Origin of the sequence: Bacillus sp. CH30_1T, assembly GCF_008364765.1 — a bacterium.
Classification (GTDB): domain Bacteria; phylum Bacillota; class Bacilli; order Bacillales; family Bacillaceae_B; genus Rossellomorea.
In genome coordinates, this window is the sequence record NZ_VTUY01000011.1 from 123,851 (window position 1) to 141,340 (window position 17,490).

At 40.6% G+C, this 17,490-nt stretch carries 14 protein-coding genes and 1 rRNA gene; 13 read left to right on the forward strand and 2 right to left on the reverse strand.

Annotated elements, in window-relative coordinates; genetic code table 11:
- Positions 1-17: 17 nt before the first annotated feature.
- The 10 genes from F0342_RS20305 to F0342_RS20350 all read left to right on the forward strand — a co-directional run bounded on the left by F0342_RS20305 (position 18) and on the right by F0342_RS20350 (position 14,105).
- Complete coding sequence (locus F0342_RS20305) at positions 18-1,433, forward strand: Mur ligase family protein (protein ID WP_188048637.1); 1,416 nt, start codon at positions 18-20, stop codon at positions 1,431-1,433.
- Positions 1,434-1,454: 21 nt separating this feature from the next.
- Positions 1,455-2,840, forward strand: coding sequence for a Mur ligase family protein (locus tag F0342_RS20310; protein WP_149157661.1), 1,386 nt, complete (start codon positions 1,455-1,457; stop codon positions 2,838-2,840).
- A 151-nt stretch (positions 2,841-2,991) separates the two neighbouring features.
- Entirely contained in the window at positions 2,992-4,440 is a 1,449-nt protein-coding gene (locus F0342_RS20315) for a C40 family peptidase (protein ID WP_149157662.1), read from the forward strand.
- A 176-nt stretch (positions 4,441-4,616) separates the two neighbouring features.
- Positions 4,617-5,492: an ABC transporter permease subunit gene (locus F0342_RS20320; RefSeq protein ID WP_188048638.1), complete on the forward strand. Its 876-nt coding sequence runs from the start codon at positions 4,617-4,619 to the stop codon at positions 5,490-5,492.
- Between the two features lies 1 nt (position 5,493).
- Positions 5,494-6,501 carry an ABC transporter permease gene (locus tag F0342_RS20325; RefSeq protein WP_149157664.1) on the forward strand — a complete coding sequence of 336 codons (1,008 nt, stop codon included), beginning with the start codon at positions 5,494-5,496 and terminating at the stop codon, positions 6,499-6,501.
- 422 nt (positions 6,502-6,923) lie between these two features.
- Entirely contained in the window at positions 6,924-8,903 is a 1,980-nt protein-coding gene (gene ltaS, locus F0342_RS20330) for a lipoteichoic acid synthase (RefSeq protein WP_149157665.1), read from the forward strand.
- An 820-nt stretch (positions 8,904-9,723) separates the two neighbouring features.
- The gene (locus tag F0342_RS20335) at positions 9,724-10,476 is read left to right on the forward strand and encodes a DeoR/GlpR family DNA-binding transcription regulator (RefSeq protein ID WP_149157666.1); all 753 of its coding nucleotides are present in this window, start codon (positions 9,724-9,726) and stop codon (positions 10,474-10,476) included.
- Positions 10,473-11,384: a 1-phosphofructokinase gene (pfkB, locus tag F0342_RS20340; RefSeq protein ID WP_149157667.1), complete on the forward strand. Its 912-nt coding sequence runs from the start codon at positions 10,473-10,475 to the stop codon at positions 11,382-11,384. Before F0342_RS20335 ends, pfkB begins: the two co-directional genes overlap by 4 nt.
- A gap of 12 nt (positions 11,385-11,396) precedes the next feature.
- On the forward strand, positions 11,397-13,268 hold the full coding sequence (locus tag F0342_RS20345; protein ID WP_149157668.1) for a PTS fructose transporter subunit IIABC: 1,872 nt from the start codon (positions 11,397-11,399) through the stop codon (positions 13,266-13,268).
- A 105-nt stretch (positions 13,269-13,373) separates the two neighbouring features.
- Positions 13,374-14,105, forward strand: a complete 732-nt coding sequence (locus F0342_RS20350) for an MgtC/SapB family protein (RefSeq protein ID WP_262481835.1) — start codon at positions 13,374-13,376, stop codon at positions 14,103-14,105.
- A gap of 44 nt (positions 14,106-14,149) precedes the next feature.
- Here F0342_RS20350 and F0342_RS20355 read toward each other — a convergent pair whose 3' ends face one another.
- Entirely contained in the window at positions 14,150-14,842 is a 693-nt protein-coding gene (locus tag F0342_RS20355) for an MgtC/SapB family protein (protein ID WP_149157669.1), read from the reverse strand.
- 102 nt (positions 14,843-14,944) lie between these two features.
- Here F0342_RS20355 and F0342_RS20360 point away from each other — a divergent pair, with 102 nt between their 5' ends.
- Together F0342_RS20360 and F0342_RS20365 are read left to right on the forward strand one after the other, a co-directional pair.
- Positions 14,945-15,874, forward strand: a complete 930-nt coding sequence (locus F0342_RS20360) for a DMT family transporter (RefSeq protein WP_149157670.1) — start codon at positions 14,945-14,947, stop codon at positions 15,872-15,874.
- A complete protein-coding gene (locus F0342_RS20365) occupies positions 15,855-16,355 on the forward strand; it encodes a GNAT family N-acetyltransferase (protein WP_149157671.1) in 501 nt (166 codons plus the stop codon). Before F0342_RS20360 ends, F0342_RS20365 begins: the two co-directional genes overlap by 20 nt.
- A gap of 63 nt (positions 16,356-16,418) precedes the next feature.
- On the opposite strand, the gene F0342_RS25050 is transcribed toward F0342_RS20365, so the two are convergent.
- Positions 16,419-16,595: a hypothetical protein gene (locus F0342_RS25050; protein WP_188048639.1), complete on the reverse strand. Its 177-nt coding sequence runs from the start codon at positions 16,593-16,595 to the stop codon at positions 16,419-16,421.
- 342 nt (positions 16,596-16,937) lie between these two features.
- Here F0342_RS25050 and F0342_RS20370 point away from each other — a divergent pair.
- A 16S ribosomal RNA gene (locus F0342_RS20370) occupies positions 16,938-17,490 on the forward strand; the annotation flags it as partial.

The window sequence follows — 17,490 nt, forward strand, 5'->3', positions numbered from 1 at the left end:
AAAGGGAGGGGTGAATGGTGAAACGTTTACAACTAAAGGAAGTAATAGAGGTGGTGGGAGGGCGCTTGGTTCATGGTTCAAAGGGTGTAGTGGTGAAAGACGCAGTCATTTATCATCTCCATCCCATCATTCAGAGCCACACAATGATCTTTTTAGATAGAAGGAAGCCATTCAACTATGAAAAAATACAACATCTGGAACCCTTTGTCATCATTAGTGATGCAAGGAATAGCAGGGAGAAATATCAGGAAGCCTTTGCGGTGATTGAGGTGGAAAATATCAGAAGGGCCATATTTGCATTTGCTGAATTTTATAGAAGCTTATTCAGCATTCCCGTTATTGCCATTACTGGAACGAATGGTAAAACAACGACAAAGGACATGATTGTTCATATTTTGAAAAAGCAGTATTCCGTTCAGTCCACTGTAAGAAGCAGAAATGCGCCCAGGAAGTCCTTCGAATATCTGATGGGAATCGATGAGAATACAGAAGTAGGTGTATTCGAAACCGGCTTGGGGGCTCCCGGGAATCTTCGATATCATTGTGATATTTTCCAGCCTACCATCGGAATTATCACGAACATAGGAATTTTTCATTTGGATAAATGTAAAACGTTGGAAAATTATGCTATGGCAAAGGGAGAAATTATTGAGGGTTTAAAGAATAAAGGGACTTTACTGGTAAATGGAGACGATGAAAATATAGCAACACTTCCATTAAAAGACTACAAGGGGAAGCTGGTTTCCTTTGGGAAATCTGCAGGGACAGATTTGAGAGCTACTAATATTAAAATGGATTCAAGTCAAACCAAATTCACGGTCACTTATGAATATAAACAATATCCCGTGGTTCTGCCTTGTCTCGGTGAGCATCAGGCTTATAATGCATTGGCAGCTATAGGGGCTGTACTGGATGTTGGTGTGGATATCACCAATGCCATCAACGCATTACAATCGTTAAATGTACTGGAAAAACACTTACAAGTGAAGCAGGGGATCAATGATTCTACCATCATTGATGATTCATGGAGTTTAACTCCCGGGGCATTAAAAGAAGCATTGAAAGTTCTGCAATCCATTGCGTACAACCAGAAGAAGATTGTGTTGATTGGAGATATCGGCCGCTTGGGAGATCATACGATAAAAACTCATTTAGAAGTTGGGGAGATGATCTCGGAACAAGACATAGATGTTCTGATCACCTATGGACATAACGCTAAAAGAGTAGCTGAAAGAGTAACGCAAAAAAACACGCATATCCAAGTATACCCATATTTAAATATACATGACGTCTATCAAAAGGTCAGCTCTTTATTATCGCCTGATAGTTTATGTTTGTTTAAGTGTTCAAATACAGATATTGATCTAATGGGCCTTAAAGAACAAATTATCAAGAAAGGTGAAATGGAAAGGAAGCATCATGATGAACGATAACCTTAGGACAGGAGTGAGACAATGAAACCTCTGCCACTGAAAGAATTGATCGGTGTGATGAACGGAGAGCTCATATACGGTGATGAAAATTTCATCGTGAAGGATGCAATGGTTTCACACTTACACAGAATAAAAGAGAAACATACGTTAATTTTTTTAAAGAGACGTAAAGCCTTTCACATTAATAAGGTCAAAAGATATTCACCTTATATCATCGTAACCGATAAAAACGATGAAGAAATGAAGAATATAGGAGCTGCCGGTATGATAAGGGTTCAAAATGCAGATGACGCCTTTTGGGCTTTTACCCGGTATTACCGGCATTTATTTGAACTGCCGATCGTCGCGGTTACAGGTACTTGTGGAAAAACCACTACCAAAGAAATGCTTTCCCACCTTTTATCCTCCACACACTCCATTCAATCCACCATCAGAAGCAGGAATTCCACCAGGAAATCCTTCCAATATCTCATGGGAATCGATGAAAATATAGATGCTGCCGTGTTTGAAACGGGTCTGAACGGTCCGGGCAATCTACACTATCATTGCAAGGTGTTTCAGCCCACGATTGGAATCATTACGACGATCGGTGTCGATCATTTGGATAAGTGCAGGACGTTAAACGGGTATATTAAAGCAAAATCCGAGATCGTATCAGGAGTCAGGAAAGGTGGCACTCTTATCCTAAACAGCGAGGATGAAAACACAAAAAAAATATCTCTCACAGGTTTCACCGGCGATATCATTTATTGTGGAACAAGTGAAAGTGCTGATTATAGGGCAAGTGATATTGTTTACAAAAAGAACGCAATGTCATTTACTTTGCACCATAAAGAGAAGACTTATAGAACCTATTTACCGGGATATGGTGAGCATCAGATTTACAATGCGCTGTTTGCTCTTGCAGCAGCCCATAAAATCGGGTTGAACCTTACGAAGGCAGTGATACGATTGAGGGCTTTTGAAAATCTGGAACGGCATCTCCAGGTTGAAGAGGGCATCAATGCCTCTGTGATCATCGATGACACGTGGAGTTCAAATCCCACATCAGTCGCAGCAGCCATTCAAGTATTGGAAACTCTGGGAAAAAATAAAACAAACGCTTTGTTATTAGGTGATATTGCCTATTTAGGAAGTCATGTAAGGGAAATTTATCATGATTTAGGAAAATTAATTGCCTCTACAAAAATCGATATCTTAATTGCAGTCGGGGAAAATACAATGCATTTAGCAAATCAGGCGAAAAAATATGGGTTTAAAGGAAGAGTGTATACAACAGCTTCTGTCGTTCTTGTAAAGGAGTATGTTGAAAGTCTGCTAGATGAAAAAACCATTCTTTTAGTTAAGGGTTCTATGATGGATACAGAATTAATAGGGCTTGCTAGGTCTTTTAAAATGAAAGAATAAATGGATGAGAACAAAGACCTATTCACTTACCCCTGTATGTATGACAATGTTTCCTTGGCAATTATTACATCCATTTTTGGGTGAAAATCAATGTTATACTTTCTGTGGATAATTATTAGAAAATTTCACTTTATTCACAGGAGGTAGAAACATGAAGAAATTAATGACAACAGCGGTTTGCACAGTTGCTTTGACGTTCAGCTCTGTGTCTATTCCGCTTGTGCAGCAAGCAAATGCAGCAACAGCTCCCCAACAAGCTGAGGTAGAGCAGAAAGCTGATAATATCATATCGACTGCAAAGAGTTTAATAGGTAAAGCAACATACGAAAGGTATGTTTATAATCCGCCACATCAATTTGGCTGCAGTGGATTCATTTACTATGCCTTCAAACAGAATGGTATTGACCTTGCAACAAGAGATACAAACGTACAGGCTCAATTAGGTGAGTATGTACCAAAGGATCAGCTTCAAAAGGGAGACATTGTTTTCTTTGACTCAAATCCGAATGATAATGATCCTGTGACTCATAATGGAATATATATAGGCGATAACAAGATCATTCATATGGCAGACGAAGAGAATGATATTCTTATCTCAGACTTAGACGGAAAAGAATATTATCAGAAAAACTATAAAACAGCACGCCGTGTACTTCCTTCCTTTATGTTTGATCAAGCAGCTTCATCAACTGGGGAAAAGGTAGTTGAAATTGCGGAAGGTTTAATTGGAAAAGCTTCCTATGGCACGCCTTATAATGAAGAAACCTTGACATTCAATGGTGCAGGAATGACTTATTATTCGTTTAAGCAAGTAGGAATCGACCTTAAATCAAAAACAGCCAGTGAACAATCAAAACTGGGTGAACCGGTTAAACGTCAAGACCTTCAAAAAGGTGACCTTGTGTTCCTTTCAAATAATTCAAGTAACGGAAAGATTGTTCATGTAGGTGTTTATGCCGGGAATGATCAAATCGTCCACGCTGCCGGTTCTCAATCAGGCATCAAGAAGAGCGTCATTCTTAACGGCTACTACGACGAACATTATGTTACAGCTCGCCGGGTGATTGATGTGAAAGCGGCTGATACAGAAGATCAACCTGAAACGACAGAACCTGAAGCACCTTCTGTCCCTCAGGAAAAACCTGAAACAGAGACTGATGTTCAACCTGAGGAAAAACCGGAGAACACGGAAGACAAGCCTGCCCCTGCTCAAGATAAAGGCACAGAAGTATCAAGCCTGGCTGAAGATCTAATGGGTAAGGCTCAATATGGGTATTCTTATGATGAAAGTACAATGAGCTTCAACAGTGCGGGACTTGCTTATTATGTATTTAAACAGAACGGAATCGATCTTCAGGATAAAACGGCAGCAGGTCAAGCAACAAAAGGCCAAAGCGTCAGCAAATCCCAATTGGAGAAAGGCGATTTAGTGTTCTTCTCGAATTCTTCAAGTAATGGAAAAATAGTTAACACCGCGATCTACGTAGGCAACAATGAAGTAATCATGTCTGCCGGCAAAAGCGTGGGGGTAGTTAAGCGAAACCTGGATAGAAGCTGGTATCAAGAAAATTACGTAACTGCCCGCAGAATTATTCAATAGCAAAAGCTTCGAACAGTTTGTGTTCCAAGAGCTTTTCCAAAGTCTAAATCTAAAATGACCGGAGTCCTTTAAAGGATTTCGGTCATTTTTTTGTTTTTATGAATAGGAAAAATATGTATGAATTCCGGTGATCTATGATACTATTAAAAATAATAATCCAACAGGAGGACAATCCATTGAGGGGTATTGGCGGTATTTTACTTAAATTTTTCTTATCTATAGTAGGCATTATTTTTATAGGCGGACTGCCCGTTCTCCTTTCCGGCATAGGCCATCGTGAATTAAGGTTGCAGGCATATTGGCAGTCCATTAAGGAAATCGTGTCTGCCCTGTTTCACCCGGGGGACTTAACATATGTCATTATCGGGGGCCAAAGGGAACGAGACTTGTTTCCTTATTTATGGGAGCCGATCACCTATTCGTTACTCGTGTTGTTTTCTGCCTTTCTTCTGGCCAGCTCCTTAAGTATTCTCCTCACGATCCTCACCATGTTGTTTTCTCAAAAAAACAGAGACCGGATCAAGTTCATCTTTTATTTGTTCGAATCGGTGCCTGATGTTCTGGTAATTTTGCTTTCACAGTTGTTTGTACTCTCCTTGTATAAGCAAACTGGCATCCTGTTTTTTGAAATTGCCTCAGTCGGCAATGAACGCGCATTCCTACTTCCTGTCTTTGTATTGGCGATTTTGCCAACAGTTCAGTTGTTCAGGATTTCTATTCTTTCATTTGAGACTGAAGAAAGAAAAGACTATGTCACATTGGCACGATCCATTGGACTCGGGAAACTGGTGATTTTGACCTTTCATATTTTAAGGAATGCGGTTATCTCCGTGTTCTTTCAGTCAAAAAAGACCATCTGGTTTATGCTCTCTAATTTATTTGTTCTGGAACTGATTTTCAATATCTCCGGAATAACCCGCTTCTTAATGTCGACGTTGCAACCGAAAATGTTTACGATTGCAGTTCTTTCCATTTTCATTCCTTTGTTTGTCTTCTACACAGTGGGAGTAATTGTTCTCTCTAAAAAAGCGAATAAGGGAGAGGAAATATAATATGAAGAAAAGTGTTTGGAAAAATCCATTATTTCTTATCGGGTTTACGTTTATTGCCCTCATGCTCGTGGCCAGTTTTATGTATTCGTTGGTGTGGGGGAATGAAGTAAGAAGATTGTATTTCATTAGTGTTGAGGGTGTTGTCGTGGAATCCTCCCCGATTTCACCCAAATGGCTATTTCCATTTGGAACCGATCCACAGGGGCTTGATATGGTCGGTAAAATCATCATCGGAGCAAAGTACACGATTTTAACCGCATTAGTAATTGCCTTTCTACGAGTATTATTAGCGATCCCGATCGGACTCATTCTCGGGACATTTCTTGTGAAGTATAAGAAATACATCAATGGCTGGATCGATTCCTTCCATTACATCCCCTTAACGATTCTTGCCTATTTTTTGTTGGAACCGATTCTTTGGGAACCATTTGATGGGTTTCCTAATTCTATCGTAGAACGCTTCATCATTGAAATACTGATTTTGACCTTCCTTATTGTGCCCATATTGTCAGCTCTTTTTGGTAATGAAGTCTCTATGCTCTACAAACAGGAATTCATCATGAGTGCGAAAACACTTGGAGCGGGAAAATGGCGGATCATATTCAAACATATTTTACCCGGAATGAAAGAAAAGCTTGTGATCGTATTTGGACAGCAATTCATGCAGACACTGATCATCTTTATTCATTTAGGATTACTGACCCTTTTCCTCGGGGGAACTCCTGTGGACTATCAAATGATCAAAGACCCTCCAAGATCCATCACCTACGAATGGTCGGGACTGATCGGGGATTCCTTCAGATACCTTCAAGGAGCACCATGGGTTCCACTGACACCGATTCTATTCTTTTCTGCCACAATGCTCTCTGTTTCATTGATGATAGAGGGGTATGTCCAGGCAACGAGCGGCCACTCGTATTATAAAAGGAAATTCAAAGCTGCCTTTCACCCCTTTGATGAAAGAAATAATGCACCGGTGCAGGCTGACTTTGAAAAGATAAAAATGTAGAAGGGTTTGCGCATAATAATAGAGGAAGAAAACAAAGAACATGGTGAAAAATTCATAGTGCATTTAGGTTTGTATAAGAGTATTTCGGGGAATAAGTTTACACTGAGTATACAATCTGAGAACACTATTAACATTTCTAGTATATATATCCACAAGATTGGGAAAGTATGGGTTGTTCACGAATCGTTCAAGATGGACAAAGCCTTGACAGCTCAAGCTTTCCTGCCTTGTTTGTTACGGAATGTCGAATTTTCATGAAATATTTTTGTTACGATTCACAACAAATTGTTATACACATGAAATTATTTTTTGTTATAATACTCGTTGTTGATTCAAATGAATTTACATTTGCTAAACAATTTCTTAATAAATTTTCAGTCATACATGTTTTAAATAAATTCTAATTAAAAAGGTGATGAAGCATGAACTTCTTAAAAAGACAGTTTGAAGATATGCGTACTGGGAAGTTATCGTTCTTCTTTACAGTCGTTATACTATTTTGGATTAAGACTTATGCCGTATATTTAGCAGAATTTAACCTTGGAATACAAAATGCGCTTCAGCATTTTCTTTTATTTTTTAACCCATTAAGTTCTGCCTTATTATTCTTTGCCTTCGCGTTATTCTGGAAAGGCAAAGGGCGATATATTGCGTTTATCGTTATTAATTTGTTAATGTCCTTCGTTTTATACGCGAACGTCGTGTATTACCGATTCTTTAATGACTTTATTACAGTACCTGTTATTTTACAGGCAAAAACGAATAATGGTCTTGGTGGCAGTGCACTTGAGTTAATTAATCCGGTTGATATTTTATATTTCTTAGATTTATTCATTATTATTGGATTAATGGTTCTTAAGAAAGTTAAGCCGCAGGAGAAATTGCGTTTCCGTTCAGTATTTGCAGTCATGACATCTGCAGTCCTTGTGTTCTTATTGAACTTAGGGTTAGCTAACATTGATCGTCCTGAATTATTGACTCGCAGTTTTGACCGTAACTATCTGGTGAAGTATCTTGGAACTCACAACTTTACGATTTATGATATTGTTCAAAACTCTAAAACGTCTGCAAAACGTGCTATGGCCGACAGTAATGAAGTTTCAGAAGTTGAAAATTACGTAAAAGCAAATAAAGTAGAGCCAAATCCTGAATACTTCGGTAAAGCAAAAGGGAAAAACGTTATCTACATCTCCATGGAATCACTGCAAACATTTATGATTGGCAGAGAGTTAAATGGAGAGGAAGTTACACCATTCTTGAACTCTTTAGTGGATAGTAAAGAAGCGATGTACTTTGGTAACTTCTTCCATCAAACAGGTCAAGGGAAAACATCTGATTCAGAGTTTATTATTGAAAACTCATTATTCCCTCTTCCTCAAGGTGCTGTATTCATGACACATGCTAACAACACGTATCAATCAGCTCCTTCGATTCTAAAGGGAAAAGGATATACTTCAGCGGTATTCCACGGTAACTACAAAACATTCTGGAACCGTTCTGAGATGTACCGTTCAATGGGGTATGACGAATTTTTCGATGCAACGTATTATGATATGAGTAATCCAGAAGAACAGCTTCCTTATGGGTTAAAGGATAAACCGTTCTTCGAAGATTCAATTCCGATGCTGGAAAGCTTAAAACAACCGTTTTACACAAAATTCATTACGTTATCCAATCACTTCCCGTTTGACCGCCACGAGGAAGATGCTAATTTCCCTCAGGGTGAAACAGGTAACGGTGTAGTGGACCGATATTTCCAAACGTCACATTACATGGATCAAGTATTGGAAGACTTTGTGAATGATTTAAAAGAAAAAGGTTTATATGAAAATACGATGATCGTTCTTTATGGTGATCACTATGGAATTTCTGATAACCATAATAAAGCGATGTCTGAAGTACTTGGCAAAGAGGTCAACAACTTTGAAAGTGCTCAGCTACAACGTGTACCATTGTTCATTCTTAACTCTGGTGCAGAAGGTGGAGTTAACAATACGTATGGTGGACAGATTGATCTGCGCCCTACAATTATGCACCTTCTCGGAGAAGAGACAAAAGATTATCTAAGCTTTGGTCAGGACCTGCTTTCTGAAGAGCGCAAGCAAATCGTACCTTTCCGTAATGGTGATGTCATTACAGATAAGTACTCTGAAATTAAAGGTGTCTGCTACGATAACGAAACAGGTCAACCTGTAGAAGAAGGAAACAATGTATGTGAAGAAGCAAGTAAGGAAGCAAACAAGCGTTTAGAGTTTTCCGATAAAGTGGTTTATGAAGATCTACTTCGCTTCTATAAACCTGAAGGATATAAACCGATAGATCGTTCAGATTATCAGTATAATAATCCAAATCCAAAGAGCTCAGAAGATCCTGAAGCTTCACAAGAAGAAAACCACGAATAAAATAAGTAACTTTAAGCAAGCTCTATCCACCTATTTTGGTGAGATGGAGCTTGTTTTTTTTGTTGTTTACTCTTTCGTAAACATTGTTGCTATTTACACAGAGAAAAACATGGACCGTTCCTTTCCGCTCCAGGCACTTGCTTTCCGCGGGGAGGAAGTCAAGCCTCCTCGGGCATTGCCCTGCGGGGTCTCGACCTTTCCTCTATCTCCCGCAGGAGTCAAGTGCCTTCCGCTACAATCCACTCTGTGCTATTACATTCTTACTGCAAATAAACGTATAGAAAATCAACACAAAAAAGTTCGTATTGTTTGTCTTTGTATGGAGCAGCAATCCCCAAGGCATATGGGACCTTGAATGACAAAAAATAAGTTCAAACAATCTTATCTATAGAATGTCCTATTATCTCACCGGGTATATAACTACTTGTAAAGAGAGTAGTGATCCCTTTTCTATTGTAACCTTTAAGCTCTGTCACGAAATTCTCTTATAGATGGTGAGGGGAACTGCGTAGACTCCTGCGGAAATACGGGCGTGCCGAGACCCCGGAAGCGAAGCTGAGGAGGCTCGGCCGAACGTCCGCGGAAAGCGAAGCAGTTCCCCTCACCATCCAACACATACTAATTGACAGAGCCGAAGCAGACTTTTGGTTAAAAAACAACAATCTTTGCCAAAGGTACATTGTTATTAAAAGATAAACATCTGATCGTTTTTGAATGTTTTATGATAGAAAATGATTACTTTCGGTTAAAAATGATTGATTTTTGTAACCGTTCTCATTATAATGAAAGTAACAAGAAACGGAGAAAGTAGGAGAATGCTATGTTAACGGAGGAACGACATCGAATCATCTTAGACTTATTGAAGGAGAAAGATGCGATAAAAATCCAAGAGATTGTGGATGTTACGAACGCTTCTGAGTCAACGATTCGCCGGGACTTAACACAGCTCGAGCAAGAGAAATTTCTGAAACGTATACATGGTGGGGCTGCGAGGCTTCAAGGGAAACTGAAGGAATTGAGCGTTTCTGAAAAATCATCCAAAAGCTTTCATGAAAAGCAATCCATTGGTCAATATGCTGCTTCCCTGGTAGAAGAGGGCGATTGCATCTTTTTGGACGCCGGTACAACGACATTGAGTCTCATCGACCATCTTCCGGAAATGGATATTGTGGTTGTGACGAATGGATTAACCCATGTGGACGCACTTATTCAAAAAGGATTTAAAACGTATATGATCGGCGGATACGTAAAGCCGGTGACAAGAGCGATGGTCGGAAGTGGAGCGGTGGAATCCTTACGCCAATATCGATTTGATAAAGCATTTATGGGGGCGAACGGGGTTCATGCTCAATATGGATTCACGACTCCGGATCCCGAGGAGGCTCAAGTAAAGCGCGTGGCCATTGAATTATCAAGAGAAGCCATGTTCTTAACGGATGACTCCAAGTTTGGAGAAATTGCATTTAGCAAAATAGTGGATCTCGATAAAGCCATGATTATAACGAACGCACTGGACGGCGAACATGACATGGCAATGATGAAACAAACTACGATAAAGGTTGTGACACCATGATATATACCTTAACACTTAACCCTTCTGTCGATTACATTATGGAACTTGACTCCTTTCAAAAAGGCGGTCTAAACCGAAGTGAGAAAGAAAGTGCATTTCCCGGAGGTAAAGGAATCAATGTCTCCCGTGTTTTGCATGTACTGAATGTAGAAAGCGTTGCTCTTGGATTTGCAGGAGGATTTACTGGTGAGTACATTAAACAATTTTTAAAGAAAGAAAAAATACAAAATGACTTTGTAGAAGTTGAAGAAGCTTCACGGATTAACGTAAAGGTAAAGTCTGATGATGAAACGGAAATCAACGGTAGTGGACCATCGATTCGCGTGGAGCATATACAACAGTTACTTGGGCAGATATCTTCATTAACAGAAGAAGACATGATCGTTCTGGCGGGGAGTATACCTGGATCGGTGCCAAAATCATTTTACCAGCAGATTGTTGCACAATGTAAGGAACAAGGAACGAAAGTGATTATCGATGCCGAGAAGAACTTGATTCAACCAGTTCTTTCCTTGAATCCCTTCTTGATCAAACCGAATCATCATGAGCTGGGGGAGATGTTTGGTGTGAAGATTGAGTCAGTTGATGATGCGGTTCACTACGGAAAGAAGTTGAAAGATTACGGGATTGAAAACGTGATGGTTTCAATGGCGGAAAAGGGTGCCCTCTTACTGACTGGTAAAGAGGTCTTGTATTCTTCCGTACCAAGTGGAGAGTTGCAAAGCTCGGTCGGTGCAGGAGATTCTACCGTTGCCGGATTTCTTGCGGGACTATCAAGGGGCTGGAGCGTTGAGGATGCATTCCGCTTAGGAACCTCGGCTGGATCTGCCACGGCTTATTCAATCGGTCTTTGCTCATTGGAAAAAGTGGAAAGCTTATTTGAAGAAATTCAGATTACGAAAAAATAGGGGGGAACAAACATGAGAATTACTGAATTACTAACGAAAGATACAATTCAGATTAATATATCTTCTACATCAAAAACTGGAGTTATTGACGAATTGGTTTCCGTATTAGATAAAAGTGGGAAGCTAGAGGATCCTAAAGAATTCAAGCAAGCGATTCTTAACCGTGAAGCACAAAGTACAACGGGTATTGGGGAAGGGATCGCTATTCCTCACGCGAAAACATCGGCCGTTAAAGCACCTGCGATTGCATTTGGCAAATCAGCACAAGGAGTAGACTATGAATCTCTCGATGGGGCTCCTGCTCATTTGTTCTTCATGATTGCAGCAACAGAAGGGGCCAATCAAACACATCTTGAAGCATTAAGCCGTCTTTCTTCAATGCTGATGGACTCCGAGGTCCGCAAAGCGTTAGTAAATGCTTCATCAAAAGAAGAAGTTTTAGAGATTATTAATGTTCATGATCGGGAGGACGAGGAAGAGATTCCTGCTGAAACTTCCACAAACGAAGGAAAGGTCCTGGCTGTAACAGCATGTCCTACAGGGATTGCTCATACGTATATGGCGGCAGATGCTTTGAAAGCCAAAGCGAAAGAAATTGGTGTGAATCTAAAAGTAGAGACGAATGGTTCTGGTGGAGCAAAGAACGTCTTAACTTCTGAAGAAATTGAAAACGCCGTAGCTATAATCGTAGCTGCCGATACTAAAGTGGAAGTGAATCGTTTTAAAGGAAAGCATGTGATTGAAGTTCCTGTGGCAGAAGCGATTAGACGTCCTGAAGAATTATTGAATCAGGCTATGAAACAAGATGCTCCTCTATATAAAGGTAGAGAGCAATCTGGTGAGACTGGGGCTGGTCTTGAGAAAAAACAAAAGACAGGCTTTTACAAGCATCTGATGAATGGTGTTTCTAACATGCTTCCATTCGTTGTAGGTGGAGGTATCCTGATTGCGATCTCGTTCTTATTCGGCATTCAGTCAGCCAATCCTGATTCTCCTGAGTACAATGAATTTGCCGCCATGTTAATGAAAATCGGCGGAGATAATGCCTTCTACTTAATGGTTCCTGTTTTAGCGGGATTCATTGCCATGAGTATATCGGATCGACCTGGATTTGCCCCTGGTATGGTGGGTGGATTGATTGCTGCAACTGGTCAAAGTGGATTCTTGGGTGGAATTATTGCCGGTTTCTTAGCAGGTTATGTAGTTCTCGGAATCAAGCGTTTAACAAACAATTTCCCTCCTTCATTAGAAGGGATCAAACCGGTATTGATCTATCCGCTACTGGGAATTTTCATTACTGGATTCATCATGCTTCAGTTCTTGGTGGAGCCTCTAAGTGCAGTCAACACGGGTATACAAAACTGGTTGGATGGATTAGGAACAGGGAACCTGATTTTACTCGGACTTGTTCTTGGGGGAATGATGGCAATCGACATGGGAGGTCCGATCAACAAAGCGGCCTTTACTTTCGGCATTGCCATGATTGAAGGAGGAAACCTTGCTCCCCATGCTGCCATTATGGCCGGAGGTATGGTACCGCCATTAGGCCTGGCCCTGGCAACGACAATATTCAAGAAGAAGTTCAATGATAATGAGCGAAAAGCGGGGTTCGCGGCTTATTTTATGGGAGCATCTTTTATTACTGAAGGAGCTATTCCGTTTGCTGCAGCCGATCCATTTCGGGTCATCCCTTCTATTGTGACAGGTTCAGCGGTTGCAGGAGCGCTAGCGATGTTCTTTGGGATTGGTTTACCTGCCCCCCACGGTGGATTATTCGTATTCCCGGTAGTAGAAGGGAATCCGTTCTTATATCTGTTAGCAGTACTGATTGGTTCTGTCATTACAGCCGTGATGGTTGGGTTATTAAAGAAACCGATTAAATGATTCATGAAAGAACCAGGTGATCTCCACCTGGTTTTTTGATTTTTGAGTTTTAAAAGGTTCATTCCAGGTAAAAAGTATAGATAGATGATGGGGAGGGGAAAGGCAATGGAGATGATAGAATTTCTGGAGATTCCAGATGAGTTTTACACTGCTCTTATTCGTATTATGTTAATCGTTCTACTGAGCGGCTTAATTGGTATAGAGAGGGAATTTAAAAATCATCCAGCTGGTTTACGCACTCATATTCTTGTGGGTGTCGGCTCCTGTTTATTAATGCTTGTTTCCCTATATGGATTTGAACCGTTTTTAGACGAACACCCTCAATTAGTTGGTTTTGATCCAAGTCGGATTCCTTCCTATGTCATTTCCGGAATCGGCTTTCTTGGTGCGGGAACGATTATGGTCCATGGAGGTGTGACGGTTAGAGGCTTAACCACTGCCGCCAGTATTTGGGTTGTTGCAGGCTTAGGGTTGGTAGTCGGCATCGGGATGTATTATTTAGCCATCTTTACAACACTGATAATCGTCGTGACGTTATTTTTCTTGAACAACCTGGAAAGCTTTTATAAGGAAAAAGTGAAGCATAAGAAGCTCCTACTCCTTAGTCTGATCGTGCAAAAGGGGGAGGGTAATATCACGTCTATAAATGACGCACTTCATGATCATGGAATCGAGATCACTCAATACCAAATTGAAGAAGGAGATGAAATGGAGGGGATGGATGCCTTTAAATATTCCCTTCTTATATTAACTCCAAGTGCCCTTCAGTTTAATGAAGTACTGGAAGTTGTCCAAGATTTAGAGTATGTGAAAAAGTTCCAGCTTCACAAAAAATAAAAATTAAGGAACGAGGGTGTTCATTCATCCTCATTCCTTAACTTTTATAAGCTTTCAATTTCTACATCTTTTATCCCTTCGATTTCTGAAATCGTATAGTAAATGTCTACCGTCTTTTTTCTGAAGTCCACAATGATTTTCAATTCCAAAAGGTGCTGCTGATTTTTTAAGTCTTTAATCCGGATATTTTCAATAGAAATTTCCTCAGCTTTAATTTGTTCAATAATCGATTTGATCTCTTTTTTCTCCAAGATGATAGCACGCAGGGACAGCTCTTTTTCCCGCAATCGTTTCGGTCCTAGATACGTAATGATAATCGGCACCACTTCAACGGAGACAATCAAGAGGATCACACCAGCCGTAGCTTCCATGTAGAAGCCCGCTCCAACAGCAATTCCGATTCCTGCCGCTCCCCAGATCATAGCTGCAGTCGTTAACCCGGAAATGCTGTCATTTCCTCTTCGTAAAATGACACCTGCCCCTAAGAAGCCAATCCCTGAAACAATCTGAGCTGCCAGTCGCAATGGATCCATCGTGATGTTTACTTTATCCGATCCCTCGGAAATATAAGCAGACTCAATAGAGACAATTGTTAATAAACAGCTCACGATACATATAACGAGAGACGTCTTTAAACCTACAGGCTTTCGCTTTAGTTCTCTCTCCAGCCCAATAATTAACCCTAATATCGCAGATACACCCAGCTTTATCATAAATGTCGTATCTAATAGTTCCATCAAGCCCCCTCCAGTTCAACGAATATCCCTGAAAATTCATGTAGTAATTTAACCCTGCTGATTATAAAATAGGAGCAAAGAATACATATCAGGAGGTTTGTCATGTCGGACACGAAGTTTAATCCGTACCTTTTACTCGCAATCGGAGTCATCTCAGTATCAACCTCTGCCATCCTGGTAAAGGTATCGAGTGCACCAGCAGGTGTTTTGGCCTTTTATCGGTTGTTTTTCACAGTTTTATTAATGTCCCCTGTATTTTTCTTAAAGTATGTGAGGGAACTGAAAGTTATTACTCTAAGAGATTGGATGTTTTCAATTTTAGCCGGGGTCTTTCTGGCCTTTCATTTCATACTCTGGTTTGAATCCTTAAATTATACTTCTGTTGCCAGCTCAACAGTACTCGTTACATTGCAGCCATTATTCGCTTTTATCGGGGCTTACTTGTTCTTTCAGGAAAAAATAACAGGGAGAGCCATCATCTCGGCGGTTTTAGCTGTTAGTGGGAGTTTCATCATAAGCTGGGGAGATTTTAAAATAAGCGGAAGCGCGCTATGGGGAGATATTTTAGCCTTGGTGGCGTGCGCTCTTGTAACAGGATACCTGTTATTCGGGCAGACAATAAGGAAACGACTATCCCTCATTACCTACACGTACTTGGTCTATGCGATAAGCTCAGTCGTTTTATTCTTATATGTCATAATGCGTTCCGAAAGCCTTGGGCCATATCCGAAAGAGGATTGGATCTACTTTCTATTACTTGCCATTATCCCGACACTATTAGGTCATTCATTATTCAATTGGTCCCTGAAGTGGTTAAGCACCTCAACCATCTCGATGGCCATTCTCTTTGAACCAATAGGCGCTTCAATCCTTGCTTATTGGCTCTTAGCTGAAAAAGTGATGATGACTCAAGTGGTTGGAGGTCTTGTTATTATCATCGGCGTTACCTTCTTCTTAATAGAAGAAAGGAAATTAAAAAAGATAGTCCAAAAAGTCAACGAGGTGAAAAAGAATGAAGAACTTCCGCATTAGAAAGGCAAACCTTCAAGACTCTCCCGGGTTAGCATCCGTACACATCAATAGCTGGAGAACGACGTACAAAGGAATCGTTTCAGAAGAATATCTTCAGTCTTTATCAATTGAAGAAAGAGAACAAAAGTGGGTACAAATCCTGTCCGGATCTCATCATACGTATGTATGTGAAGTAGATGATGGGGAAATCATTGGCTTTGTTTCATTTGGGAAAGAGCGTTCTGGGGAATACGAAGGGGAATTGTATGCCATTTATCTTCTAGAAGAATACCAAGGTAAAGGCATCGGGAAAGAGCTCTTCGGAATTGCCGCTACAGGTCTTAAAAAACGAGGATACAACTCTATGTGGATCTGGGTGCTGAAGGAGAATCCATCGAAACATTTCTATTATGCCTTAAAACCTACACTCATTAAGGAAGAGGTATTAACGATTGGTGGTGAGTCGTACCAGGAAGAAGGGTTGCTACTGGAACTGCAGTAAAAAGGAGTAAAGGAGTGACGGCTCCTTTACTCCTTTTTACTTTTTCACTTTACCAGAGCCTCTTTAAGAAAATACGTATGTAAAACCAGAAAATATAAACGCCATGACGACTGAAAAGATGAAGGTCATTCCTCTTACAGGTGTAGTGCTTTCACTTATCTTAAGAGCTTGTACATATGAATACGCAAACAGATACACAGCCATGATGAAGGATAGAGATAATGCGACGTTAGAAAGCATGATTAATTAATCTCCTTTCAGGAATGCGTAGTAATAATGTATATGAAGGTTTACTGTTAAACAGAACAACAGAAGTGATTGATTAAGTTTTTAAAGTTTTACTTAAAAATATATTGCAATAACATTAACAGCATGTTATATTTATAAACGTCGCTGATGCAGCAAACATCATTTCGAAAAAAACAAATGAAAAAAGTTGTTGACGCGAGAATAGAAGATATGTTATATTAGTAAAGTCGCTTCGGAGCGGAGCGGACAAGTCTTGAACCTTGAAAACTGAACAAAACAAGACAATACGTCAACGTTAATTCTAGATTTATTTTTAAAGAGCTATTCAAACTTTTATCGGAGAGTTTGATCCTGGCTCAGGACGAACGCTGGCGGCGTGCCTAATACATGCAAGTCGAGCGGAYTGATGGGAGCTTGCTCCCATCARTCAGCGGCGGACGGGTGAGTAACACGTGGGTAACCTGCCTGTAAGACTGGGATAACTCCGGGAAACCGGGGCTAATACCGGATAACTCATTTCYTCGCATGAGGAAATGTTGAAAGGTGGCTTTTAGCTATCACTTACAGATGGACCCGCGGCGCATTAGCTAGTTGGTGAGGTAACGGCTCACCAAGGCGACGATGCGTAGCCGACCTGAGAGGGTGATCGGCCACACTGGGACTGAGACACGGCCCAGACTCCTACGGGAGGCAGCAGTAGGGAATCTTCCGCAATGGACGAAAGTCTGACGGAGCAACGCCGCGTGAGTGATGAAGGTTTTCGGATCGTAAAACTCTGTTGTTAGGGAAGAACAAGTACCGTTCGAATAGGGCGGTACCTTGACGGTACCTAACCAGAAAGCCACGGCTAACTACGTGCCAGCAGCCGCGGTAATACGTAGGTGGC